At 63.0% G+C, this 23730-nt stretch carries 16 protein-coding genes, 5 tRNA genes and 1 pseudogene; 14 read left to right on the forward strand and 8 right to left on the reverse strand.

From position 1 onward, the window contains the following. Nucleotides 1–218 precede the first annotated feature (218 nt). Nucleotides 219–881 carry a response regulator gene (locus tag CSAL_RS04420; protein WP_011506169.1) on the forward strand — a complete coding sequence of 221 codons (663 nt, stop codon included), beginning with the start codon at nt 219–221 and terminating at the stop codon, nt 879–881. Nucleotides 882–982: 101 nt separating this feature from the next. Here CSAL_RS04420 and mntR read toward each other — a convergent pair. The 6 genes and pseudogenes from mntR to CSAL_RS04450 form a co-directional block, all read right to left on the reverse strand. Further along, nucleotides 983–1405 (reverse strand): annotated as a pseudogene (gene mntR, locus CSAL_RS04425) (manganese-binding transcriptional regulator MntR); the annotation flags it as partial. A gap of 10 nt (nt 1406–1415) precedes the next feature. Beyond that, the gene (locus CSAL_RS04430) at nt 1416–2696 is read right to left on the reverse strand and encodes an Nramp family divalent metal transporter (RefSeq protein ID WP_050934492.1); all 1281 of its coding nucleotides are present in this window, start codon (nt 2694–2696) and stop codon (nt 1416–1418) included. 131 nt (nt 2697–2827) lie between these two features. Continuing rightward, complete coding sequence (locus tag CSAL_RS04435; RefSeq protein WP_011506172.1) at nt 2828–6778, reverse strand: hybrid sensor histidine kinase/response regulator; 3951 nt, start codon at nt 6776–6778, stop codon at nt 2828–2830. 74 nt (nt 6779–6852) lie between these two features. Continuing rightward, entirely contained in the window at nt 6853–7368 is a 516-nt protein-coding gene (locus CSAL_RS04440; protein WP_011506173.1) for a hypothetical protein, read from the reverse strand. A gap of 93 nt (nt 7369–7461) precedes the next feature. Further along, the gene (locus CSAL_RS04445) at nt 7462–9243 is read right to left on the reverse strand and encodes a sodium:solute symporter family protein (RefSeq protein WP_011506174.1); all 1782 of its coding nucleotides are present in this window, start codon (nt 9241–9243) and stop codon (nt 7462–7464) included. A 6-nt stretch (nt 9244–9249) separates the two neighbouring features. After that, the gene (locus CSAL_RS04450) at nt 9250–9510 is read right to left on the reverse strand and encodes a DUF4212 domain-containing protein (RefSeq protein ID WP_011506175.1); all 261 of its coding nucleotides are present in this window, start codon (nt 9508–9510) and stop codon (nt 9250–9252) included. A gap of 556 nt (nt 9511–10066) precedes the next feature. On the opposite strand from CSAL_RS04450, the gene CSAL_RS04455 reads away from it, so the two are divergent. The 3 genes from CSAL_RS04455 (at nt 10067) to ttcA (ending at nt 13520) form a co-directional block, all read left to right on the forward strand. Then, complete coding sequence (locus CSAL_RS04455; protein WP_011506176.1) at nt 10067–11884, forward strand: DUF294 nucleotidyltransferase-like domain-containing protein; 1818 nt, start codon at nt 10067–10069, stop codon at nt 11882–11884. A gap of 69 nt (nt 11885–11953) precedes the next feature. Then, nucleotides 11954–12571 (forward strand): 3'-5' exonuclease, encoded by a 618-nt coding sequence (locus CSAL_RS04460; RefSeq protein WP_011506177.1) that lies wholly within the window; start codon nt 11954–11956, stop codon nt 12569–12571. A gap of 94 nt (nt 12572–12665) precedes the next feature. Then, nucleotides 12666–13520, forward strand: a complete 855-nt coding sequence (gene ttcA, locus CSAL_RS04465; RefSeq protein ID WP_011506178.1) for a tRNA 2-thiocytidine(32) synthetase TtcA — start codon at nt 12666–12668, stop codon at nt 13518–13520. 3 nt (nt 13521–13523) lie between these two features. On the opposite strand, the gene CSAL_RS04470 is transcribed toward ttcA, so the two are convergent. Beyond that, nucleotides 13524–14285 carry a helix-turn-helix domain-containing protein gene (locus tag CSAL_RS04470; RefSeq protein WP_011506179.1) on the reverse strand — a complete coding sequence of 254 codons (762 nt, stop codon included), beginning with the start codon at nt 14283–14285 and terminating at the stop codon, nt 13524–13526. A gap of 99 nt (nt 14286–14384) precedes the next feature. Here CSAL_RS04470 and CSAL_RS04475 point away from each other — a divergent pair, with 99 nt between their 5' ends. The 6 genes from CSAL_RS04475 to CSAL_RS04500 all read left to right on the forward strand — a co-directional run bounded on the left by CSAL_RS04475 (nt 14385) and on the right by CSAL_RS04500 (nt 15747). Continuing rightward, on the forward strand, nt 14385–15122 hold the full coding sequence (locus tag CSAL_RS04475; protein ID WP_083831075.1) for an alpha/beta family hydrolase: 738 nt from the start codon (nt 14385–14387) through the stop codon (nt 15120–15122). Between the two features lie 65 nt (nt 15123–15187). Next, nucleotides 15188–15263, forward strand: a tRNA-Val gene (locus CSAL_RS04480). A 50-nt stretch (nt 15264–15313) separates the two neighbouring features. After that, nucleotides 15314–15390 (forward strand) — tRNA-Asp (locus tag CSAL_RS04485). A gap of 48 nt (nt 15391–15438) precedes the next feature. Further along, nucleotides 15439–15515: transfer RNA gene (locus tag CSAL_RS04490), tRNA-Asp, on the forward strand. A gap of 56 nt (nt 15516–15571) precedes the next feature. Beyond that, nucleotides 15572–15648: transfer RNA gene (locus CSAL_RS04495), tRNA-Val, on the forward strand. A 22-nt stretch (nt 15649–15670) separates the two neighbouring features. Beyond that, nucleotides 15671–15747 (forward strand) — tRNA-Asp (locus tag CSAL_RS04500). Nucleotides 15748–15771: 24 nt separating this feature from the next. Here CSAL_RS04500 and CSAL_RS04505 read toward each other — a convergent pair. Beyond that, entirely contained in the window at nt 15772–16761 is a 990-nt protein-coding gene (locus CSAL_RS04505; protein ID WP_050934493.1) for an alpha/beta fold hydrolase, read from the reverse strand. A gap of 177 nt (nt 16762–16938) precedes the next feature. Here CSAL_RS04505 and CSAL_RS04510 point away from each other — a divergent pair, with 177 nt between their 5' ends. The 4 genes from CSAL_RS04510 (at nt 16939) to CSAL_RS04525 (ending at nt 23722) form a co-directional block, all read left to right on the forward strand. After that, nucleotides 16939–18951, forward strand: coding sequence for an NADPH-dependent 2,4-dienoyl-CoA reductase (locus CSAL_RS04510; protein WP_011506182.1), 2013 nt, complete (start codon nt 16939–16941; stop codon nt 18949–18951). A gap of 204 nt (nt 18952–19155) precedes the next feature. Beyond that, nucleotides 19156–20205, forward strand: coding sequence for a threonine aldolase family protein (locus tag CSAL_RS04515; RefSeq protein WP_011506183.1), 1050 nt, complete (start codon nt 19156–19158; stop codon nt 20203–20205). 229 nt (nt 20206–20434) lie between these two features. Further along, nucleotides 20435–22357, forward strand: coding sequence for a PrkA family serine protein kinase (locus tag CSAL_RS04520; RefSeq protein ID WP_011506184.1), 1923 nt, complete (start codon nt 20435–20437; stop codon nt 22355–22357). A gap of 84 nt (nt 22358–22441) precedes the next feature. Continuing rightward, complete coding sequence (locus CSAL_RS04525) at nt 22442–23722, forward strand: YeaH/YhbH family protein (protein ID WP_011506185.1); 1281 nt, start codon at nt 22442–22444, stop codon at nt 23720–23722. Nucleotides 23723–23730 lie beyond the last annotated feature (8 nt).

The following is a 23730-nucleotide window of genomic DNA, read 5'->3' on the forward strand; positions in this document are numbered from 1 at the left end:
GGGGCGGCACGCCAGCTCGCCTCGGGTGCCCACCCGACTTTCGCCGGCCGCTGGCCGGCTTTTTCGTGCCACCAGGAGCGTACGGGGGTGCGTCGACGCAAGGCTTGGGTATTGTCTACAGCATGGGGTAACATGCTGAAAACAAGAAGCGAACCCAATGCTTGCCGATGACAATCGCGGCACGACCGTTCGCTCCAGGGGGATCCGGAGGAGACTCAATGGCTTTTGCCCAGAAATTCATCGTCGCCGATGACCACCCGCTGTTTCGTGCCGCGCTCAACCAGGCGCTGCGCCAAGTGGCGCCGCAGGCCGAGATCGTCGAAGCCGATACCATGGAGGCGACCACCGACATGGTGCTGCGCCACCCCGATGCCGATCTGATTCTGCTCGATTTGCACATGCCGGGCGCGCATGGCTTTTCGGGCCTGATTCAGTTGCGCGGTCAGTCTCCCGAGGTGCCCGTGGTGGTCATCTCGGGAAGCGAAGAGCCGCCGGTGGTGCGCCGTGCCATCGACTACGGGGCCTCGGGGTTCATCCCCAAGTCGTCGTCGCTGGACGTCATCGCCGAGGCGATTCGCCAAGTGCTGGAAGGTGAGGTGTGGCTCCCCGAAGAGATGGTGGACATCCTCGGCGAGTCGAACGAAGAAGAGGCGCGCTTTGCCGAAGCCATCGCCTCGCTGACGCCGCAGCAGTTTCGTGTGCTCAACATGTTGAACGAAGGCTTGCTCAACAAGCAGATCGCCTATGAACTCAATGTCTCAGAGGCGACCATCAAGGCACACGTCACGGCCATTCTGCGCAAGCTGGGTGTGCATTCGCGTACCCAGGCGGTGATCGCGGCTCAGAAACTCGAAGTCGAACCGCCCAAGGTCGAATCCTGAGGCGCCTGGCGGCGACAGGCCGTCGAAAGGATGAGAAGTCGTTCCTGCCTCGTGGTGGGAGCGGCTTTCTTGTATCCGCATCCGGGACACGGAAAACCGCTTCATGAGTGCTGTTGACGGCGAAGAAAGTCGCGCATGGCGTTGACGGTTTCTTCGCTGCAGTGATGCTCGATACCTTCGGAGTCGGCGCGGGCGACTTCTTCGGGCACGCCGAGAGCGCGCAGGGCGTCTAGCACGACACGGTGGCGGGCGGTGACGCGCTTGGCGAGCGCTTCGCCTTCCTCCGTCAGAAAAATGCCGCGATAGGGGCGCGCCACGGCCAGACCGTCGCGCTTGAGGCGCGTGATGACCTTCGAGACCGCCGCCGCGCTGACGCCGAAGCACTCGGCGAGATCGCTGGCACGGGCTTCCCCCAATTGCGCATGCAAATGCGCAATCTCCTCGACATAGTCCTCGACCAATTCGGTCTGGTGGTCCTGGCGGACGCGCTTGAAATATTCGTGCTTGGGCTGTGACTTCATGCAACCCCTGCTTTCAGTGTCCCGTGAACGTAGAAAATAGCACGTACACGTTGAGTGCGACGATCAAAGTGCATACCACGGTGCCCACGCCGGTGACGCTCTTGCGGTTGACCAGGTTGCCCATGATCTGGCGATTGGCCGTGAAACAAAGCAAGGGGACGAGTGCAAAGGGGATGCCGAAACTGAGAATGACCTGACTGGCGACCAGCGCCTTCTGTTCGGAAATGCCCAGCATGATGACGGCCAGAGCCGGCAGCATTGTCACCAGGCGACGTAGCCACAGCGGTATGCTGACGTTGACGAACCCCTGCATGATCACCTGGCCCGACAGTGTACCGACAATCGAGGACGACAGGCCAGCCAACAATAGGGCAAGACCGAAGACATGACTGGCCGTGACCTGGCCCACCACCGGAGCGAGCAATAGATAGCTGTCACTGATGGTGGCGACGTCGAGGCGGCCGGTGGCATGGAACACGGCCGCTGCCATGGCCAGCATGCTGAGGTTGACCAGACCCGCAATGGCCATGCCGAGGATCACGTCGAGCCGATAATAGCGCATCAAGCGCAAGCGATGGGCGTCGTCCTTGACCTGAATTCGCTGCTGCGACAGTGCCGAGTGCAGGTAGATGACATGGGGCATGACCGTGGCGCCGAGGATGCCGGCCGCCAGGTACAGGGCATAGCCATCGGGAAACCCCGGGATCAGCAGCCCCTTGAGCAGGGGCGCCGGTTCCGGCCGACTCAGCACCAGTTCGAGAATGAAGCCACCCGCGACGGCGAGGATCATGGCGCCGATCAGGATCTCCATCAGGCGAAAGCCATAGCGGTAGAGGTGCAGGGCCAGATAGGTGATCGTGCCGGTGAGCAGGGCGCCTTCCATCAATGACAGGCCGAAGAGAAGGTGGAAGGCCAACGCGGCGCCGAGAAACTCGGCGAGATCGGTGGCGATCGCCACGATCTCCGCTTGTACCCAATAGCACCACACCAGCGGACGTGGATAGCGGGCGCGTATCACCTGAGGCAGGTTCTGACCGGTGGCGAGCCCCAGGCGGGCCGACAGCGTCTGGATCAGCATGGCCATCAGGTTGGCGGCCAGGACGACCCACAGCAGGGTATAGCCGTAGCGCGAGCCGGCTTCGATGTTGGTGGCGAAGTTGCCGGGGTCGATATAGGCCACGGCAGCGATCAGGGCGGGGCCGAAGAAGGCCGTCCAGCTCCAGCGCCGCGGCTTGCCGCTTAGCGTCGAGGCGGCCTGATCACGTATGGCGCTATCGGAAATCGTACGCAGCATGCTACCGGTTCTCATTTAACCAAGGTTTATCATGAGTCCTTAGGTTAAATAAAAGTGGCAGCACTATCCAATAGTCGAAGCATCGAGCGGCGATAGTCGACGGCTATGCAGGCGTCAGGCGTCGGCTTCTCCTAATGTTCCTGCCGCATGGCGCGATTGGCCTGCAGGGTACGCGTCAGCAGTGCACGCAGGGCGGCGGGCCGCACCGGCTTCAGCAGCAGCTGATAGCCGTTGCGACGCACTTCCTCGGCCACTTCGTCGGTACGGTCGGCGGTAATGACGATACCCGGAACGGGGCCATGGCAGAGCTCCTCGAGGGCCTCCAGAGCCATCAGCCCGGTGACTTCATTGTCGAGGTGATAGTCGGCGAGAATCGCATCCGGATCGCCATCCAGGTGGCGCAGGACCGACTTGGCCCCGCCGATGGAGGTCGCGGTGAACACTTCGCAGTCCCAGCCCTCGAGCATCGCCTTCATGCCCTCGAGAATCAGGGTCTCGTTGTCGATGCACAGCACCTTGGCGCCGGCGAGCTTGTTGCCGGGGCGGCGCGTCGGCGTTTCGTCGACGCCCTTTTCCTCCAGGCGCCCCGCCACACGCGGGACCGAGACCGAGAACACGGTACCGATATCGACCCAGGAACGAATCTTGATCGGATGCTCGAGTACCCGGCTCATGCGATCGGCGATGGAGAGCCCCAGCCCCAGTCCTTTCTCGCTTTCCTTGTGCCGCGAGGCCTGATCGAGCCGGCGGAACTCCTGGAAGATCTCCGCCTGCTTGGCCTCGGGAATGCCCGGACCGGTATCCCAGACTTCAATGCTCAGATTGTCGCCCTGGCGCCGGCAGCCGAGCAGCACGCGGCCCTGCTGCGTGTAGCGCAGGGCATTGGAGAGGAAGTTCTGCACGATACGGCGCAGCATCTGGGCATCGCTGTCCACCCAGGCGCCGGTGGCGACGACATCGAGGTCGAGGCCGCGATCCGCGGCCATGACCTCGAACTCGGCACGCAGCGGGCGCAGGATATCGGTCAGCGGGAACTGCGTGCGGCGCGGCGTGAGTGCGCCGGCATCCAGCTTGGAAATGTCGAGCAGGGTGCTCAGCAGTTCCTCGGCGGCCTGCAGCGAGTTGTCGATGTGGCTGATGGTGTGACGCAGATCGTCGGCGTCGACCTGCTGACCCAGTGCCGAGGTGAACAGGCGCGCGGCATTCAGCGGTTGCAGCAGGTCGTGGCTGGCGGCGGCCAGAAAGCGCGTCTTGGAGGCGTTGGCTTCCTCGGCGACTTGCTTGGCCTGACGCAGGGCCGACTCGGCCTCGGCACGTACCCGGTTTTCCTGACGCAGGGCGGCGTTGGCTTCCGACAGCGCCTGGGTGCGCTCGCGGACGCGTTCCTCGAGGTTCTCGTTGGTCTCGCGCAGGGCGATTTCCGCCAGGCGCCGTTCGGTGATGTCCTGGTAGAGCGCGAAGAACCCGAGAACGCCGTCGCCTTCTCCGAAGTGAGGCGTATAGGTGACCAGCATGTAACGCACGCCGCCGTCGCCGTCATCCTGGGAAATCTCGAAGCTCACTCGTTCGCCGGCCAGAGCGCGATGCATCCATGGCGCGCGCTCGCGAATCACCTGACTTGGCATGACGTTGTCGAAGCGCTCGCCGATGGCTTCGTTGCGGTCGATGCCCATCGCCGACTCGTAGGCACGGTTGGTGAAGAGGTAGCGGCATTCCTTGTCGAAGTAGGCGATCAGCGCCGGCACGTTGTCCGTGTAGATACGGATGTTGTTCTCGGAGCGTATCAGCGCTTCTTCGGTACGTTTTTGCTGCGTGATGTCCTGGTAGGTATAGACGAAGCCGCCCCCGGGCATGGGGTTGCCCTGTACCTCGAGTACCGTGCCGTCCTGGCGATAGCGCACATAGCGATGCGGTTGCCCCTGGCGAATGTTGTCCATCAGCAGCTCGACGTGCTCCTCGGGATCGCCGGGCCCGTACTCGCCATTGTGGGCGTTGTAGCGCAGGATCTTGTCGAACGGGGCGTTGACGCGAATCAGGCTGTCCGGAAAACGGAACAGCTCCAGGTAACGCTGATTCCAGACCACCAGACGTGCGTTCTGGTCGACCACGCTGATGCCCTGGTTGATGTTCTCGATGGTGGCCTGCAGCAACGCACGGTTGAACTCCAGCACCTGCGACGCTTCATCGACGATGGAGATGACATCCGAGATGCCGATGCCGCGTCCCTGTAGCGCGGAGTTGACGACGATGCGTGCGGAGGAGGCGCCGAGCACCGATGCCAGCAGGCGTTCGGTGAACTGGATGACATCGATTGAGGCGCGGGTGTTGTCGTCGACGGACTGGCCGCCGCGGCGGGCGTAATCGTCGAAGGAGCGCTGCACCTGGCCGCTGCCCAGGAAGCGCTCGCACAGAACCTTGAGATCGCCCACCGTCGTGGCGCCCGTCCAGGGGCGATTGACCGAGGTCTGGCGGGTTTCGATGCTGTCCACGAACAGCGACGCCTGGATGCGTTCGACGACGCGCTGTGGCGTGATCTGCGACACGAAGATGTAGCAGAACAGATTGAGACCCAGCGAGAGCATCACGCCATGGGTGAAGCTGTCACCCACGTTGAGCCCGAACAGGTGGGTCGGCGCGAGCCAGTCGAGGCCCAGCGGGCCGCTGGTCAGCCAGGTCATCGGCAGCAATTCGGCCTGGACCAGGGCCGGCAGCAGCAGGGTGTAGGCCCATACCGCGAAGCCGACATTCATGCCGGCGATCACGCCGAGACGATTGCCGCGTTTCCAGTACAAGCCGCCCAGCAGCGCCGGGGCGAATTGCGCCGCCGCGGCGAACGACAGCATGCCCGTGGAAGCCAGCGTGCTGTATTCGGCGATCAGGCGATAGAAAATGTAGGCGAGCAGCAGGATGACCACGATGGTCGCGCGACGCGCGCGCAGTACCAGCTTGCCGTAATCGCCCTCGGTGACGAACCAGCGCAGGCGGAACAGCAGGGGAATGATGATCTCGTTGGAGATCATGATCGACACCGCCACCGCGGCCATGATGACCATGCCGGTGGCGGCCGAGAGCCCTCCGATGAAGGTCAGCAGTCCCAGCCACTCGCTGCCTCCCGCCATGGGCAGCGCCAGCACGAAGGTGTCGGGGTCGACGTTGCCCTCGGGAAACAGCGTGAGGCCCGCCGCCGCGATCGGCAGCACGAAGAAACCGATGGCCGCCAGGTAGAGCGGGAACAGCCAGCGGGCGCGCTTGGCGTCGTCCGCGTGGGTGTTTTCGACCACCGCGAGGTGAAACTGGCGGGGCAGGCAGAAGATCGCCAGCATCGCCAGCAGCGTCTGTGCCCAGAAACCGTGGCCGAAATCCTGCTCCGTCAGCTGACGTTGCAGCTCCAGGTAGGTATCGGCACGCCCGAACAGGTCGCCGAGGCCGTCGAACATGCCCCAGGTGACGTAGATGCCGAGGACGAGAAACGCCACCAGCTTGACCAGCGACTCGAAGGCGATGGCATGGATGAGCCCTTCGTGGTGCTCGGTGGCGTCGGTGTGGCGCGTGCCGAACAGAATGGCGAACAGGGCCATGACGGCGGCGATATAGAATGCCGTGTCGCCGAGAACGGGCGCACGCGTGACATCGGCGCTGTCGGTGAGCACCGTGAAGGCCGAGGCCACGGCCTTGAGCTGCAGGGCAATGTAGGGAAGGGTGCCGATCAAGGCGACCAGGCTGGCGAAGGCGGCAAGCGACTGGGTCTTGCCGTAGCGCGAGGCGATGAAATCGGCGATCGAGGTCACGTTCTGCCGCTTGGCAACGCGAATCATCTTGGCCAGCACGGGCCAGAACAGCAGAAAGGTCAGAATCGGGCCGACGAAGATGCTGGCGAACGACCAGCCTGCCGTGGCCGCCTCGCCGACCGCGCCGTAAAACGTCCACGAAGTGCAATAGACCGCCAGGGCGAGACTGTAGACGATGGGGCGCCGCCTGCCCGGGCCGTGGCGCTTGGCCTGACTGTCCCCCCGCCAGGCGATGGCGAACAGCACGGCAATGTAGACCAGCGAGACAACGATCAATAACCAGCCAGCGAACATGGGACCTCCCTTATGTCTGCGGCCATTCTATGGTAACCCGCCGGCTCGCGTCAGTTCGTCGCTCATCGCTGCGCTCAGGGCGCCTCGCACACGGCTTGATAAAGTGCGTCGTCGGCACCGATCGTCTGCAAGGCCGCCCGGTTGGGCTGGCGCTCCTCGCCCTCCAGCGGCACCCATTCGCGCGCACTGCAGTTCATCAGGTAAGCCTGGTGCGTTACGCGTTCCAGGACCCGCTTTTCGAAGCGATAGAGGAAGAACTCCACCATGCGTTGACCGTCGGCCTCGAGGGTGCGCACATCGTTCCGATCGATCACCTCGAAGGCGACAGGCAGAGGAAATAGGTACGTCCAGGGCCGCCACCACATCGCATCGCGCTCGACATCGACGACCTCGGCGCTGTCGGGCAACTGCTGTTGCTTGGCGGACAGCCAGCTGTATTCGTAGTAGACCTGGTAGCCGAGCATCCCCACGCCGCCAAGAGCCGGCACGATCCAGCGTGGCAAGCGCTTCCCGCTGAGCTGGCGAAGGATCAACCCCACTCCTGCCGCGCCAAGGCCGGCGAATATCGCCGCGATCAATTGCCAAATCATAATGTCTCCCTGCAACGAAATCGGGCTTCCCCCTGGGAAGCCCGATAGTGTGATCCCGTGGCCCGGGCCCGCCGAGCCAGGGGGTATTATGGCTTAGTGATTGACGGCACCACCAGCACCTTTCGGGTAGCGCACGCTTTCCACCAGTTCCTGGATCTCCAGGGGCGGCTCCTCGGAGGATTTGGAGACGAGGTAGGCCACCGCGAAGTTGATGATGGCACCCACTGCACCAATCGAGAGCGGGGAGATGCCCAGTACCCAGTTTTCCGGAGTGTCGGCCAGGTTGTTGGTGCCGGGGATGAAGAACCAGCCCTTGTAAACGAAGATGTAGACAAGGGTGAAGGTCAGCCCCGACAACATCCCGGCGATGGCGCCCTTGTTGTTCACGCGCTTGGAGAAGATCCCCATCATCAGCGCCGGGAACAGCGAGGCGGCCGCGATGCCGAAGGCCAGCGCCACGACCTGTGCCGCGAACCCTGGCGGATTGGCCCCCAGGTACGTGGCGACCACGATGGCGATCGACATCGATATGCGTGCCGCTTTCAGCTCCCCGCGTTCCGTGATGTTGGGATTGATGGCCCCCTTTATCAGGTCATGACTGATCGCCGACGAGATGGCCAGCAGCAGGCCCGCTGCCGTGGAGAGCGCCGCTGCCAGGCCGCCCGCGGCGATCAGCCCGATGACCCAGCCGGGCAGGTTGGCGATCTCCGGGTTGGCCAGGACCAGGATGTCGTTGTTGACGGTCAACTCGTTGCCTTGCCAGCCGCGATCCGAGAAATCGGTGCTGTCGTTGTAGAACTGGATGTTGCCGTCGTTGTTCTTGTCCTCGAAGGTGATCAGCCCGGTTTCTTCCCAGGTCCGAATCCAGTCGGGACGGTCTCCGTAGGCGATGGCGTTGGAGGCGGCGGCGTCGTAATTCTCGACCTGACCCGCCATGTCCGGGTAGATGGTGGTCATCAGGTTCAAGCGTGCCATGGAGGCCACCGCCGGTGCGGTCAGATAGAGCAGACCGATGAACACCAGCGCCCAGCCGGCGGACCAGCGTGCATCGGCGACCTTGGGCACGGTGAAGAAGCGCATGATGACGTGCGGCAAGCCGGCCGTGCCGATCATCAGCGAGAGCGTGAACAGCACCATGTTGAGCTGGTTGTCGACCATGGCGGTGTAGGCGTTGAAGCCCAGTGCGGTCACGACCTCGTTGAGCTTGGCGAGCAGCGGTTCGCCCGACGCGCTATGGTCGGAGAACAGGCCGAGCGGCGGCAGCGGGTTGCCGGTCAGTTCCAGTGAGATGAACACTGCTGGAATGGTATAGGCGACGATCAGGACGATGTACTGGGCCACCTGGGTATAGGTGATGCCTTTCATGCCCCCCAGCACCGAGTAGAAGAACACCACGACGGCGGCGATGATCAGGCCGGTGGTCGCATCGACTTCCAGAAAGCGCGAGAACGCCACGCCTGCCCCCGCCATCTGACCGATGACGTATGTCAGGGACGCCACGATCAGACAGACGACGGCCACCATGCGTGCCGTACGGCTGTAGAAACGGTCGCCGATGAACTCGGGTACCGTGAACTTGCCGAATTTTCTCAGGTAGGGCGCCAACAGCAGGGCCAGGAGTACATAACCGCCGGTCCAGCCCATGAGGAAGGTCGAGTTGGCATACCCTCCAGCGGCGATGAGGCCCGCCATGGAAATGAAGGAGGCGGCCGACATCCAGTCGGCCCCGATGGCCATGCCGTTCGTGATCGGGTGGACACCGCCCCCGGCGACATAGAAGTCCTTGGTCGAGCCCGCCTTGGCCCAGATCGCGATACCGATGTAGAGGGCGAAGGAGGCGCCGACGAACAGGATATTGATGGCAAATTGACTCATGCTGGCTTACTCCTCGAGTCCGAACTTCTTGTCGAGCTGATTCATCTTCCAGGCGTAGAAGAAGATCAAGCCGATGAACGTCAGGATTGAGCCCTGTTGAGCGAACCAGAAGCCCAGGTCGGTTCCTCCGACGGGAATGCCGGACAAAAGCGGGCGTAGAAGGATTGCGCAGCCATACGAGACGAGTGCCCAGACGATCAGGCAGCCGGTTATTAGACGCACGTTGGCTTTCCAGTAAGCCTCGGCATTGGTTTTTTCATCTGCCATGGTGTGCTCTCCACTGGTGGGGACAGGTTGGTGTTGTGATTGAGAGTGTGCGAGACGCTTCAAAGCAATCGCAGGTATAGAACACTCGTGGAGACACGTCATTGATACGATAGTGGTGCCCGGCTTTTATCGAGAATAACGTTGTCTCGGAAGAGTCGTTGGCTACATGCGATTGCCCTCAATAGCCTTGCAATGATAGTGGCCAATTGCCGCGAAAAATGAATCCCATACTTTGGTATCACTACATTCGTTTACATTATTGTTTGTTTAAATTTTTACGTTTTTCATGGCGTTGTGTGGTATACGAGATATCGATAGCATGCTTATTAAAATATAGGTGAAGTCAGTTTTTAAGAACGGGTTTGAGGTTTTTTAAGGCGGCTCGCGAGGCATAGAACGATAGTCTAGGTGTCGCGATAAAAGCGTGGTTTGCTATTCTCGATCACATATTATCGATAGCGTTGTTCGGCCGTGTTACCGAAAAGTATAAGGAAAATAGAAGCGCTGATGATGACGCCAAGTCGTGCCAGGGTCGGCACGGGATGAGGGTACTACCATGGTCGATATCAATCTCTCGCAGCCGCCTTTCAGCCTGCTCGACGAGAAAGGGCGGCAGCGGGTTCGTGACGGTGTCGATCTCGCCTATTTTACCGAAAGCGAGATAATCCTCGATGCCGGCCAGCGGGGCGAGTGTGTCTTCTTGATTCACAAGGGCGAGGTGGCAGAGCTGGACCTCAACGCCAGCGAGGGAGATCGGCGCATCGGTCACTACACCGCGGGCGATCTGTTCGGGGCGATCAGCATTCTCAACGGCACGAGTCGCTATCGGTTTCAGGCCGAGCAGGAAAGTCTGTGTTACTTGCTGCCGCGCGCGCTGTTCGAGGACATTTGCCAGGCCTATCCGGCTTTCGACGATTATTTTCGTCAGCACCTGGCGGAGAAGGCCCGCTATCTGCTGGAGCGGCGAGCGGAAGGGGGCTTGAGCATGGCGCGTTTCATGCTGGCCCGGGTCTCGGAATGCATGCGCGATCCGCTGCTGGTGGAAGCGCGGACGACCATCGCCGAGGCGGTCACGCAGCTGCGCGACGGTCATGCCGATAGCCTGCTCGTCGGTCACGCCGGCCGTTATGGCATGGTGACCAAGACCGACCTGCTGGATGCCCTGGTGCAACAGGGGTTGCCGCATTCCGCGGAAGTCGGAGGCATCGCGCATTTTACGCTCGTGACGGTACATGCCGACGATTACCTGTTCACGGCGCTGGTGAGCATGACGCGCCATGAAGTGGCGCGCGTCGTGGTGATGGAAGGCGACCGACCGGTGGGGGTCGTCGAGTTGACCGATGTGCTGGGCTACTTCTCGAGCCGCGCGCATGCCGTCAGCCTCCAGATCGAGCAGGCGGAAGATATCGAGGCGTTGACGCGTGCCAGCGCGCGCCTGCCTCAGTTGATCCAGACGCTCATGGCGCAGGGCGTGAAGCTGCGCTTCGCCATGGAGCTGCTGGCAGCGCTCAACGGCCGCATCATCCACAAGGCATTCCGCTTCTTGATGCCCGAGGAGCGCCAGTCGCAGTCATGCCTGCTGGTCATGGGCAGCGAGGGACGAGGCGAGCAGATCCTCAAGACCGACCAGGACAACGCCCTGATCCTGGCCGATGGCAGCGACTGGCCCGAGATCGAGGCGTCGATGCAGAAGTTGACGGAGACGCTTGGCGCGCTCGGTTATCCGCCTTGTCCCGGCAACATCATGGTCTCCAATCCGCAGTGGGTGGCGAGCGAGTCGGCATGGCGCGGCAAGATCGCCCGCTGGGCCTCGAGCCGCGATCCCGATGCCTTGATGAATCTCGCCATCATGCTCGACGCGCATGCCATCGCGGGAAACGCCGGTCTGCTGGATGGGCTGCGCGAGCATCTGTTCGCGCGCGGTTCCCACGACGAGCTGCTGCTGTCGTACTTCGCCCGCGGCGTGCTGCGCTACTCCACGCCGCTGACGCTGTTCGGCACGCTCAAACGCCCCGAGCACGGTATCGATATCAAGAAGGGCGGGATATTTCCCATCGTGCACGGCGTTCGCACGCTGGCGCTGGAGCGCCGCATCGCCCCCACGTCGACGTTCGCGCGCCTTGACGCCCTGGTGGACGATGGCCGTCTCGACCGGCCGTTCGCCGATGACCTGGGCGAGGCGATGGCGTTGTTTTCCGAATTGCGGTTGCGCCAGCAGCTGGAGAGTCTCGAAACGCATGACACCTCGCTGGAACCCAACCGCGTGGTGGTACAGCGCCTCAGCGGGTTCGAGCGCGACCTGCTGCGCGAAGCGTTGCATACGGTCAAGGAATTCAAGCAACGGCTGTCTCAGCGGTTTCATCTCGAGTACTGACAGGCCCGCGATGCCTGATGCCGCGCCGCGGTCGGGTATCGCCCCGGAGCCATGACACGGGAGGTTGTGATGATCAAAGCATTGCGTCGTGCCGGGGACCGGCGGCGTCAGTCGGGCGGGCATCATGCCTGGCGCTTCGAGCCTTACGCTGGCAGCGAGGTCATTGCCCTGGATTGCGAGACGACCGACCTGGATCCGCGCCAGGCGGATCTGGTGGCGATCGCCGCGGTCAAGGTTCGCGATGGGCGCGTGCTGACCAGCGAGTCGCTGGACCTGCGCCTGCAGCGTCCGGATAGCCTCTCGAGCGATTCCATTCGTATCCACGGGCTGCGCGGTGTCGACCTGCTGGGGGGTGAGGCCTTGGGCGACGCCCTCAATACCCTGCTCGACTTCATCGGCAACCGTCCCCTGGTCGGCTGGTGCATCGACTATGATGTGGCGGTGATCAATCGACACTTGCGTCCACGTACCGGTTTCGACCTCCCCAACCGTACGATCGACGTGTGCCGGTTATACGCGCGTGAGCGGCGCCGCGCGCAGCCGGATGTCGAGCCGGATCTACGCTTCGAGGCGATGAGCGAGGCCTTGGGGGTGCCGGTGATGGGCCGGCACACGGCACTGGGCGATGCGGTGACGACGGCGTTGATGTACCTGCGCCTGTGTCGGGGCCAGGCAGCGAGCGCCTGAGTCGCGCGATGCGTGGGCGGTCGCTTCGCCGTACCGGCATGCGGTGGTAGCATAGGCGGCCTCATTCACCACGGCACTCTAAAGCGCAACCTTCATGCACGAACTCACCGGCAAAGACAAACTTGCTTTCAACAAGTTGCAAAAGCGCCTGCGGCGTCAGGTGGGAAACGCCATCGTCGATTACGGCATGATCCGTGACGGCGACAAGGTCATGGTGTGCCTCTCCGGGGGCAAGGACAGCTACACCATGCTGGACATCCTCATGAACCTGCAGCGCAACGCGCCGGTTGCGTTCGAGCTGGTGGCCGTCAATCTGGACCAGAAGCAGCCGGGGTTCCCCGAGCACGTATTGCCCGAATACCTGGAACGCGTGGGCGTGCCCTATCATATCGTCGAGCGCGATACGTATTCGGTGGTCAAGGAGAAAACCCCCGAGGGCAAGACGACCTGTGCGCTCTGCTCGCGGCTGAGGCGCGGCACGCTGTACGGCTTCGCCGAAGAGATCGGCGCCAACAAGGTCGCGCTGGGACACCACCGCGAAGACATGCTGGAAACCCTGTTTCTCAACATGTTCTTCGGCGGCAGTCTCAAGTCGATGCCGCCCAAGCTGCTTTCCGACGATGGCAAGCACATCGTCATTCGGCCCCTGGCCTACTGCCGCGAAGCCGATATCGCCGAATACGCCGAGTGGCGCGAATTTCCGATCATCCCCTGCAACCTGTGTGGCTCGCAGCCCAACCTCCAGCGTCAGGTGGTCAAGGAAATGCTGACGGAGTGGGAAGAAAAGCACCCCGGGCGGCTGGAAACCATGTTCAAGGCGATCACCAACGTGGCGCCGTCCCAGCTGGCCGATCGCGCCATGTTCGACTTCGAGGGGCTCGAAGACAAGCAGCGCGATTTCCTGGCACGGCGCATCGAGACCTTCGACGTGCTGGCGCGCGAAGCCTGAACCTCAAGCGTCGGCGCGTTCGCCGATGGGCGCCCCCCGGGCGATGCCTGCGAGACGTTCGGGGGCGAGCAGGGTGACCTCGCGCCGTGCCACGTGGAGCAGTTCGGCCTGTTGAAAACGGCTGATCAAGCGGCTGATGGTTTCCACCGCCAGTCCCAGATGGCTGCCGATGTCGATGCGTGACATGGGCAGGCGAAAACGCGTGGCTGACAGACCGCAACGCTGGAAGCGATATCCCAGGTCGAGCATGAAGCCGGCCAGCCGGGCTTCGGCGGTATGCCCGGCGAGCCGGCAGTGCAGGTAGCGGTCGTCGCGAATGTCGCGGCTCATGCAGCGATAGAGCTCCCGGCGCAGGGCGGGCAGCTGGGCGGAGAGCACGTCCAGCCGGTCGAAGGGGATCTCGCACAGCGCGGTGGTCTCCAGCGCCGTGATGGTGCCGGGATGGCCGTCGCCGGCAACGCCCTCCAGTCCCACCAGCTCGCCGGGCAGGTAGAAATGCGTGACGCGCTCCTCTCCCTCGGCATGCACCACCTGCTGCTTGAGGCTGCCGCAACGTACCGCGAACACATGATGAAAGGGTGTTCGGGGGTCGAGCAGGGTCTCGCCACGTTTGAGAGGTGCGCGCCGCCGGATGATGGCATCGAAATCCTCGAGGTCGTCGAGCCTCAATGCCAGCGGCAGGCACAAGGAATTGAGCCGGCATGTCTGGCAGTGCGCGTGCATTGGCGAAGCCTTTATGTCGCTGTCGGCGGTCGGGACGGTCATGGCGTTTTCTCCTGGGACGCGCGCTACCTTAGGGTAGCCCTTGAGTCCCGTCAAAGCTGCATCGCGACCCATTCGATCATGAAATAAGATACCTTGCATATGAGTTTCGAGATTGCCTATGCCCAGGCGCCACGTACGCTCGAGGCCTTGAGCGCCGACGGGGTGCCGGCCGTTGCCGGGGCATGCCATTATCATCTGGAAACGCTGGGGCCGCTCGAGGTGAGGGGAGAGCCTCGTGCCGGTCGGCTCTTGCTGACCCATGGCGCCGGCGCCGGGCAGACATCGCCTTTCATGCAGCATCTGCGCGAGGCGCTGGCACGACAGGGCGTGCAGGTCTGGGCCATCGACTTCGCGTACATGCAGCGCATGTGGCGCGAGGGGCGAAGGCGACCTCCACCGCGGATCGACAATCTGGTCGATGAGCTGGCGGCGTGGCGTGCCGCCGTGGAAACGCTGGCCAGGCCTGCCGATGTGCCGCTGTGGCTAGGGGGCAAGTCGATGGGCGGTCGGGTGGCGAGTCTGCTGGCGGCGCGTGAGGGCGCGCCGGGGCTCGCCTTGTGCGGCTATCCCTTTCACCCGCCCGGCAAGCCCGAGCGCACCCGGCTGTCGCACTGGCCGCAATTGACCTGTCCCGTCCAGGTGTTGCAAGGCACGCGAGATCCGTTCGGGCGTGACAGCGAGGTGCGTGAATATGCCTTGCCCGAGACGGCACGGGTGCACTTTCTCGAGGATGGCGACCACGATTGGAAGCCACGCCGACGCACCGGACGCGACCAGGCGTCGTTGATCGAGGAGGCGGCGGAAACGCTGGCGGCTGCCATGGCGCCAAGTGAATGAATCCGATGAACAAAATCGGTTGACTTTCCACCGTCGCTCTGTAGAATGCAGCGCCACGTGTCCACGGGTGGTTAGCTCAGTTGGAAGAGCACCAGCCTTACAAGCTGGGGGTCACTGGTTCGAGCCCAGTACCACCCACCATCTCGCGAAATTCGTTTCGGATGATGGGGAGACGTGCAGAAGAATGCAGCGGACCGGTAGTTCAGTTGGTTAGAATGCCGGCCTGTCACGCCGGAGGTCGCGGGTTCGAGTCCCGTCCGGTCCGCCAGTTCTTCATCAGGAAATCGGACATCGCGCAGTCAGCGTTGTCATCAGTGGACCGGTAGTTCAGTTGGTTAGAATGCCGGCCTGTCACGCCGGAGGTCGCGGGTTCGAGTCCCGTCCGGTCCGCCACGATTTCCCGTCATCGCCCCGTGCGGTGCACCGCAAGAGCAAGCAGTATGCGATCCGGGTGGTTAGCTCAGCTGGTTAGAGCACCAGCCTCACATGCTGGGGGTCACAGGTTCGAGTCCTGTACCACCCACCATTCCAAGACATTGGAATATCACGGACCGGTAGTTCAGTCGGTTAGAATGCCGGCCTGTCACGCCGGAGGTCGCGGGTTCGAGTCCCGTCCGGTCCGCCACGATCGCCATCGGCCAACCCCGAGTCATCGACTTGGGGTTTTGTCGTTTGGGCCCTGCCTTTTCCCTGTTTCTGATCGAGACCTCGCTGACGACTCCCTTTCGGGTGCCGTGTCGTCGTGTGCCTGGCACCAGGCAAGTGCCTGTGGGTAGACCTCGGTGGCGGCGTGGGGGTGGGTCAGCATGTCCAGATGGCCATAATCGCGTGTCAGGCCGCTGGTGCGTCCCAGCAGGCTCAGGGCGTGCCGGTGTGGCCCGCATTCGTCGATGAAGCGGGCGACATCGCGGGGATGTCCCAGCGCCCGGTCACGGCTGCCGGCCAGGTGCAGTGTCGGTGGCAATCCCGTTTGTGCCAGGGCCTCGGCATAGTCGAAACCGTCCTCGGGATCTCGCCACGCCGTATCGCGCACCCAGGCAACGCTGTGTGCATGACTGGCGGCATATTCATCGTCGCTGCCCCAGCGCAGCCGGCGCGCCGGCAGGTAGCCGCACAGGCGACGCACGGCGGGTGCCAGTCCTTTCCAGATCACGTCGATGTAGAGCCATTTGCTGGGATTCTGGACCCGTACCCGGCGCTTGGTGCCGAAGTAGACCTGGCTGGCGATGCGATCGCGGCTGCCGGGCACGCGCGCCAGGTGGGCGGCGATCAGTACACCGCCCCAGGAATGCGCCATGACATGACAGCGCGTCACGCCGCCGAGCTGACAGCACCTGGCGAGCGCTGCGGTGATCTCCTCGACGATGACGTCTCGCTGCGAGAAGGAGACCCCGCGCGCCGGACGTGGCAGGGCGCTGCCACGTCCGCGCTGGTCGATCACCATGACGTCGCGCCCTTGCTGCGCCAGCCACGGCGCCAACCCTTTGCCGCTGCGACTGTGGAAGATGCGTCCCGACTCGATGGCACCATGCCAGCACAGCACGGGGAGGCCGCGTGGATGCGTCGGCCGAAAACGGGTGAGGTGCAGTTCGCCGCCGCTGGCGATGGCGATTCGGTGTCGGGAAACCTGATAATCCATGTAGGCCTCGTACATCGGGTGAGGGTGAGCGACGCAGCCGTGAAGCGATTGACGCGAGACGGAGCGCGGTCTGCGCCCTTGGTCGGGATTGCCACCCGGGACGCCTTCATGACACTGTTCATACAGTTGTTTGAAAATGTATGGTGATTCGACACCGAGTGCAAGCGAGGACGCGCCGTGACCCAGTATCCGCATCTCTTTCGCCCGTTGACGGTCGGGCCCGTGACGCTGAGCAACCGTATCCTGATGGGCTCGATGCATACCAACCTGGAAGAGGCGCCCGATGGATTCGTTCGCCTGGCGGCGTTTTATGCCGAACGGGCGCGTGCGGGCGTGGCATTGATCGTGACCGGCGGCATCGCCCCGAATCGCGAAGGCGCCGTCTTCGAGGGCGCCGCCAAGCTGACCGAGCCGCGGGAGGTCGAGGCGCACCGCGAGGTGACCCGGGCGGTCCACGCCGAAGGGGGGCACATCTGTCTCCAGATCCTGCATGCCGGGCGTTATGCCTACTCGCGCTCGCTGGTGGCGCCATCTCCGCTCAAGGCGCCGATCAACCCGTTCACGCCGCGTGCGTTGAGTGGTGGCGAGGTGATTCGGCAGATCGAGGATTACGTGCAGTGCGCTCGTCGGGCACGGGAGGCCGGGTACGACGGTGTCGAGGTCATGGGGTCGGAAGGCTACCTGATCAATCAGTTCCTGTGTCTGCGCACCAATCGTCGCGACGACGAGTGGGGCGGCGCGTTCGCGAACCGCATGCGGTTCGCCGTGGAGATCGTGCGTGGCATACGCCGCGCGCTGGGCGATGACTTCTTGATCATCTTCCGGTTGTCGATGATCGATCTGGTCGAGGAAGGCAGCAGCCATGACGAGGTCGTGATGCTGGGGCGTGCGATCGAGGCGGCGGGCGCCAACCTGATCAATACCGGCATCGGCTGGCACGAGGCGCGAGTACCTACCATCGTCACCAGCGTGCCGCGAGCGGCGTTCACGGCGGTGACGCGACGCTTGCGCGACGAACTCGATGTTCCGCTCATCGCGACCAACCGCATCAACATGCCCGATGTCGCCGAGCGCGTGCTGGCCGAGGGGCATGCCGACATGGTGTCGATGGCCCGCCCCTTTCTGGCCGATCCCGAATGGGTCAGCAAGGCCCGCGACGGGCAGGCGGCGTTCATCAACACCTGCATCGCCTGCAACCAGGCCTGTCTGGATCATACCTTCCAGGGCAAGCTGACCTCGTGTCTGGTGAACCCGCGTGCCTGTCACGAGACCGAGGTGATTCTCGCGCCGGTGGCGTCGCCGCGCGATATCGCCGTGGTCGGTGCCGGACCGGCGGGACTGGCGACCGCCGTGTCGGCGGCGCAGCGCGGCCATCGTGTCACGCTGTTCGAGCGCGAGGCCGAGATCGGCGGCCAGTTTCGCTACGCGCAGCGCATTCCCGGCAAGGAAGAGTTTGCCGAGACGCTGCGTTATTATCGCACCATGCTGGCGTCGCTGAACGTACGGGTGTGCCTGAACACGCCGGTCGATGCGTCTCGCCTGGAGCTCTTCGACGCCGTGGTGCTGGCCACCGGGGTCAGGCCCCGCGACTTGGCGTTCCTGCCCAGTCACGATCCGCGGGTGGTGGATTACCCCACGGCGATCCTGCATCCCGAGCGGGTCGGTCCCCGCGTGGCGATTATCGGTGCCGGTGGCATCGGCTTCGATGTCGCGGAACTGCTGACCCATGGCGATCATCCCGCCTGCGATCGCGAGGCATGGTGCGCCGAATGGGGCGTCGATCTGTCGCTGTCGGCGCGGGGCGGACTCGTGACCCCGCGCACGCCGCCGGTGGCACGCGACGTCATGCTGCTCCAGCGCAAGGCCAGCAAGCCTGGCAAGGATCTGGGCACCACCACCGGTTGGGTACATCGCGTGTCGTTGCGGCAGCGGGGGGTGCGCATGTTGAACGGCTGCGAGTATCGTGGTCTCGACGCGGCCGGGCTGCATATCGTGCGCGAGGGCGTCGAGACATGCCTCGAGGTCGACTCGGTGGTGGTGTGCGCCGGACAGGTATCGGTGACGGAGCTGGAGGCGCCGCTGGCGGCGGCAGGTTGCGAGATTCATGTCATCGGCGGAGCACAGGAAGCGGCGGAGCTGGATGCCAAGCGGGCCATCGATCAGGGAGTGCGACTGGCGGCGCGGCTGTAGTCCTGGCATGCAAACTGCCTGCATCCGTCGATTTTCATGTATGGCTCACGAGGGCCTGAGGGGCGGGCTTCCTGTCTGTGGCGGCGTTGAGTAGACTGGATCGGGACGCAATTTTTTGCATGATAACGGCAGGCGTTGGCACCCGGCGTCTTCCGTTGCATCGGCAAGCGTCTTTCTTTTCGCCACCCATAAGGATACCAAGGCATGGAACCCGACTGTACGCCCCGCTTTCTGGCCAGCGACAACACTTCGGGCATCTGTCCTCCCGCGCTCGACTACCTGTTGCGCGCCAACGCCTGCGATGACCTCGCCTATGGCAACGATGCCTGGACGCAGAAGGCTGCCGATCGTTTCCGCGATTTCTTCGACTACGACTGCGACGTGTTCTTCGTCTTCAACGGCACGGCAGCCAACTCCCTGACGCTGGCGGCCATGGGACAGAGCTACCATAGCGTCATCTGCCATGAGCTGGCGCATATCGAGACAGATGAGTGCGGCGGGCCGGAATTCTTCTCCAATGGTGCCAAGCTGCTCACCTGTGCCGGGGCTGACGGCAAGTTGACGCCCGAGGGAATCGAGTCGCTGGTGATGCGGCGCAGCGACATTCATTACCCCAAGCCGCGCACGATCTCGCTGACCCAGGCCACCGAGGTCGGCACCGTGTATACGCGCGATGAACTGATGGCGATTCGGGCCATGGCGGATAAACACGGGTTGCACGTGCACATGGACGGCGCGCGCTTTGCCAATGCCTGCGCGTCGCTGAAGGCGACGCCGGCGGAATTGACCTGGCAGGCCGGCGTCGATGCACTGTGCTTCTCGGGCACCAAGAATGGCCTGCCGATGGGGGAGGCGGTGGTCTTCTTCAATCGCGCCCTGGCGGAAGATTTCGATTATCGCTGCAAGCAGGCGGGACAGCTGGCCTCCAAGATGCGCTTCATCGCCGCGCCCTGGCTGGGGCTGCTGGAAAGTGGCGCCTGGTTGAGCAATGCCGAACATGCCAATGCCATGGCACGTTATCTGGCGGAGGGCTTTGCCGCGCTGCCGGGCGCCCAGCTGATGTTTCCCGCCCAGGCCAACAGCGTTTTCGTGACGCTGCCGGTCACGGTGCTCGAGGCGCTGCGTGAGCGCGGCTGGACGTTCTACACGTTCATCGGTGCGGGCGGTGCACGTTTCGTGTGCGCCTGGAACACCACGCAGGCCTTGCTCGATCGCCTGCTCGACGACGCTCGCGAGGCGTTGGCCGCAGCGTAACAGGTACCGACTGGGCGGCGAATGTCTCGCGGACCGCCCAGTATCTTCCCTTTTCCATGACTTTCAACGAACCAATGGCCGTTCGATGGGCTCTTATAGACAGGGCCGGGCGGCTGCGTTGAAAGGAAAATGCGTATTGCACCACCCGTTTCCCCTCCATCTGTCTACGCTGATACATAGCCAGTCCCGAATCCGAGGCGCGACCCCGTGTCGTGAAAGGAGGCGTTTGATGAGTATCTTCGATCATGTCCAGAATCGTTACGAACGCGTTCAACAGGAGGAACTGAGCCTTCAGGAGTATCTGGAGCTCTGTCGTCGCGAGCCCGGCGCATACGCGACTGCAGCGGAGCGCATACTCGAGGCGATCGGCGAGCCGGAAGTCATCGATACCGCCAGGGATTCGCGGCTGTCGCGCATTTTCAGCAACAAGGTCATCCGCCGTTATCCGGCGTTTTCCGAATTCTACGGAATGGAAGAGGCCATCGAGCAGATCGTGGCGTACTTTCGGCATGCCGCGCAGGGCCTGGAAGAGAAGAAGCAGATTCTGTATCTCCTGGGGCCGGTGGGGGGCGGCAAGTCCTCGCTGGCCGAGCGCCTCAAGCTGCTGATGGAGCACGTACCGTTCTATGCCATCAAGGGCTCTCCGGTGTTCGAGTCGCCGCTGGGGCTGTTCTCGCCGGAGGAGGATGGCGAGCTGCTCGAGAAGGAGTACGGGATTCCCCGTCGCCAACTGCGGTCGGTGATGTCGCCCTGGGCCGCCAAGCGCCTCAAGGAGTATGGCGGCGATATCTCGCAGTTTCGCGTCGTGCGGCTCTACCCCTCGCGTCTCAATCAGATCGCGGTATCCAAGACCGAGCCCGGGGACGAGAACAACCAGGACATTTCGTCGCTGGTGGGTAAGGTCGACATTCGCCAGCTCGAGCTTTATTCCCAGGATGATCCCGATGCCTACAGCTTCTCCGGCGGCCTGTGCAAGGCCAACCAGGGATTGATGGAATTCGTCGAGATGTTCAAGGCGCCGATCAAGGTGCTGCATCCCTTGCTGACGGCGACTCAGGAGGGCAACTACAACCCCACCGAGGGCATGGGGGCCATTCCCTTCGACGGCATCGTGCTGGCGCACTCCAACGAAAGCGAGTGGCAGACGTTTCGCAACAACCGCAACAACGAGGCGTTCCTCGACCGTGTCTACATCGTCAAGGTGCCCTACTGCCTGCGGGTGACCGAAGAGATCAACATCTACAAGAAGCTGCTCGAGCACTCCTCGCTGAGCGAGGCGCCCTGCGCGCCGGACACGCTGCGCATGCTGGCGCAGTTCTCGGTGCTCTCGCGTCTCAAGGAGCCGGAGAATTCGAGCATCTACTCCAAGATGCGGGTCTACGACGGCGAGAACCTCAAGGACACCGATCCCAAGGCCAAGTCGATCCAGGAATATCGCGATGCGGCGGGGGTCGACGAGGGCATGGAGGGGCTGTCGACACGCTTCGCCTTCAAGATTCTCTCCAAGGTGTTCAACTTCGACACGCATGAAGTGGCCGCCAACCCGGTGCATCTGCTGTACGTGCTGGAGCAGCGGCTCGAGCAGGAGCAACTGCCCAAGGAAACCTTCGAACGCTATCTGCGTTTCATCAAGGAGTACCTGGCGCCGCGTTACGTCGACTTCATCGGCAAGGAAATCCAGACCGCGTATCTGGAATCGTACAGCGAGTACGGCCAGAACATTTTCGATCGCTACGTGACCTACGCCGATTTCTGGATTCAGGACCAGGAATATCGCGATCCCGAGACCGGGGAGCTGTTCAATCGCCAGGCGCTCAACGAGGAGCTGGAGAAGATCGAGAAGCCGGCGGGAATTTCCAACCCCAAGGATTTTCGTCACGAGGTGGTCAACTTCGTGCTGCGGGCGCGGGCTCAGAACAATGGCATGAATCCCAGCTGGCAGTCCTACGAGAAGCTCAAGGGTGTGATCGAGAAGAAGATGTTCGCTAATACCGAGGAACTGCTGCCGGTCATTTCCTTCAACGCCAAGGCCTCGACGGCCGACCAGAAGAAACACGAGGACTTCGTGGCACGCATGGTCGAGCGTGGCTATACCGAAAAGCAGGTCCGCCTGCTGTCGGAATGGTACCTGCGGGTGCGCAAGTCCCACTAGGCAGCATGACGTGACCGACGACAGGGGAGCGGGCGGCGTGCGGATGCCGCCTTGCCCTGCGCCCCGCGCTCACAGGAGGTCGCCATGACCTACTTCATCGATCGACGCGCCAACGCCAAGAACAAGAGTGCCGTGAATCGCCAGCGTTTCCTGCAACGCTATCGCAGCCATATCAAGCGAGCGGTGGAGGAAGCGGTCAATCGCCGCTCGATTACCGACATGGAGCGCGGCGAGAAGATCTCGATCCCCGCCAAGGACATTTCCGAGCCGGTCTTTCAGCATGGCCCGGGCGGGGCACGCACGATCGTAAGCCCGGGGAACAAGGAGTTCGTCGAGGGGGATCGCCTGCGTCGGCCGGGCGGCGAAGGGCGCGGCGGTTCGGGCGAGGGAAGTGCGTCCAACCAGGGCGAGGGCATGGACGAGTTCGCGTTTTCCCTGAGCCGCGAGGAATTTCTCGATTTCGTCTTCGATGGCCTGGCCTTGCCCCATCTCGAGCGCAAGCAGCTGCGGGATCTCGACGAGGTGCGCCCGGTGCGTGCCGGGGTGACGCGGGACGGCGTGCCGTCGCGGATCAATATCGTGCGCTCGATGCGCGAGGCGCAGGCGCGCCGCATCGGCATGCGCGCGCCCATCAAGCGTGCTCTGCGCGAAGCCGAGGAAGCCCTGGAAAGCGAGGAACGCAAGGACCCGGTGCTGCGCAACCCGGCACGAATCGGCGAACTCAAGGCCGAGATCGAGCGCCTCGAGAAGCGGCTCGAGGCGGTACCGTTCATCGATACCTATGATTTGCGCTACAACAATCTCATCGATCAGCCGCAGCCGTCCAACAAGGCGGTGATGTTCTGCGTCATGGACGTTTCCGGCTCCATGACCCAGGGGCACAAGGATATCGCCAAGCGCTTTTTCCTGTTGCTTTATCTCTTTCTGGAGCGTAACTACGAGAAGGTCGAACTGGTGTTCATACGCCACCACACGGCGGCCAAGGAAGTCGATGAAGAGGAATTCTTCTACTCGCGGGAAACCGGCGGAACCATCGTGTCCAGCGCCTTGACGCTCGTCGACGAGATCATCGCCAAGCGCTACTCGCCGGCGCAGTGGAACCTCTATGTCGCCCAGGCCTCGGACGGCGATAACTGGGACGACGACTCGCTGACCTGTCGCGACCTGCTCATGACGTCGCTGATGGCCAAATTGCAGTATTACACCTACGTGGAGATCACGCCGCACTCGCACCAGGCCTTGTGGGAAGAATACGAACGCGTACAGGCCGCTCACCCGAGCCGCTTCGCCATGCAACAGATCGTCGAGCCGGGGGACATCTACCCGGTCTTCCGCAAGCTGTTTCGCAAGCGCGTCGCATCGTGACGAGCAAG

Source organism: Chromohalobacter israelensis DSM 3043 (genome assembly GCF_000055785.1).
GTDB classification, from domain to species: domain Bacteria; phylum Pseudomonadota; class Gammaproteobacteria; order Pseudomonadales; family Halomonadaceae; genus Chromohalobacter; species Chromohalobacter israelensis.

What these genes read in the sequence shown, in the direction of transcription:
- CSAL_RS04420 (WP_011506169.1), top strand. Translation starts at nt 219, where the DNA reads ATGGCTTTTGCCCAGAAATTCATCGTCGCCGATGACCACCCGCTGTTT.
- CSAL_RS04430 (WP_050934492.1), bottom strand. Translation starts at nt 2,696, where the DNA reads ATGCTGCGTACGATTTCCGATAGCGCCATACGTGATCAGGCCGCCTCG.
- CSAL_RS04435 (WP_011506172.1), bottom strand. Translation starts at nt 6,778, where the DNA reads ATGTTCGCTGGCTGGTTATTGATCGTTGTCTCGCTGGTCTACATTGCC.
- CSAL_RS04440 (WP_011506173.1), bottom strand. Translation starts at nt 7,368, where the DNA reads ATGATTTGGCAATTGATCGCGGCGATATTCGCCGGCCTTGGCGCGGCA.
- CSAL_RS04445 (WP_011506174.1), bottom strand. Translation starts at nt 9,243, where the DNA reads ATGAGTCAATTTGCCATCAATATCCTGTTCGTCGGCGCCTCCTTCGCC.
- CSAL_RS04450 (WP_011506175.1), bottom strand. Translation starts at nt 9,510, where the DNA reads ATGGCAGATGAAAAAACCAATGCCGAGGCTTACTGGAAAGCCAACGTG.
- CSAL_RS04455 (WP_011506176.1), top strand. Translation starts at nt 10,067, where the DNA reads ATGGTCGATATCAATCTCTCGCAGCCGCCTTTCAGCCTGCTCGACGAG.
- CSAL_RS04460 (WP_011506177.1), top strand. Translation starts at nt 11,954, where the DNA reads ATGATCAAAGCATTGCGTCGTGCCGGGGACCGGCGGCGTCAGTCGGGC.
- ttcA (WP_011506178.1), top strand. Translation starts at nt 12,666, where the DNA reads ATGCACGAACTCACCGGCAAAGACAAACTTGCTTTCAACAAGTTGCAA.
- CSAL_RS04470 (WP_011506179.1), bottom strand. Translation starts at nt 14,285, where the DNA reads ATGACCGTCCCGACCGCCGACAGCGACATAAAGGCTTCGCCAATGCAC.
- CSAL_RS04475 (WP_083831075.1), top strand. Translation starts at nt 14,385, where the DNA reads ATGAGTTTCGAGATTGCCTATGCCCAGGCGCCACGTACGCTCGAGGCC.
- CSAL_RS04505 (WP_050934493.1), bottom strand. Translation starts at nt 16,761, where the DNA reads ATGGATTATCAGGTTTCCCGACACCGAATCGCCATCGCCAGCGGCGGC.
- CSAL_RS04515 (WP_011506183.1), top strand. Translation starts at nt 19,156, where the DNA reads ATGGAACCCGACTGTACGCCCCGCTTTCTGGCCAGCGACAACACTTCG.
- CSAL_RS04520 (WP_011506184.1), top strand. Translation starts at nt 20,435, where the DNA reads ATGAGTATCTTCGATCATGTCCAGAATCGTTACGAACGCGTTCAACAG.
- CSAL_RS04525 (WP_011506185.1), top strand. Translation starts at nt 22,442, where the DNA reads ATGACCTACTTCATCGATCGACGCGCCAACGCCAAGAACAAGAGTGCC.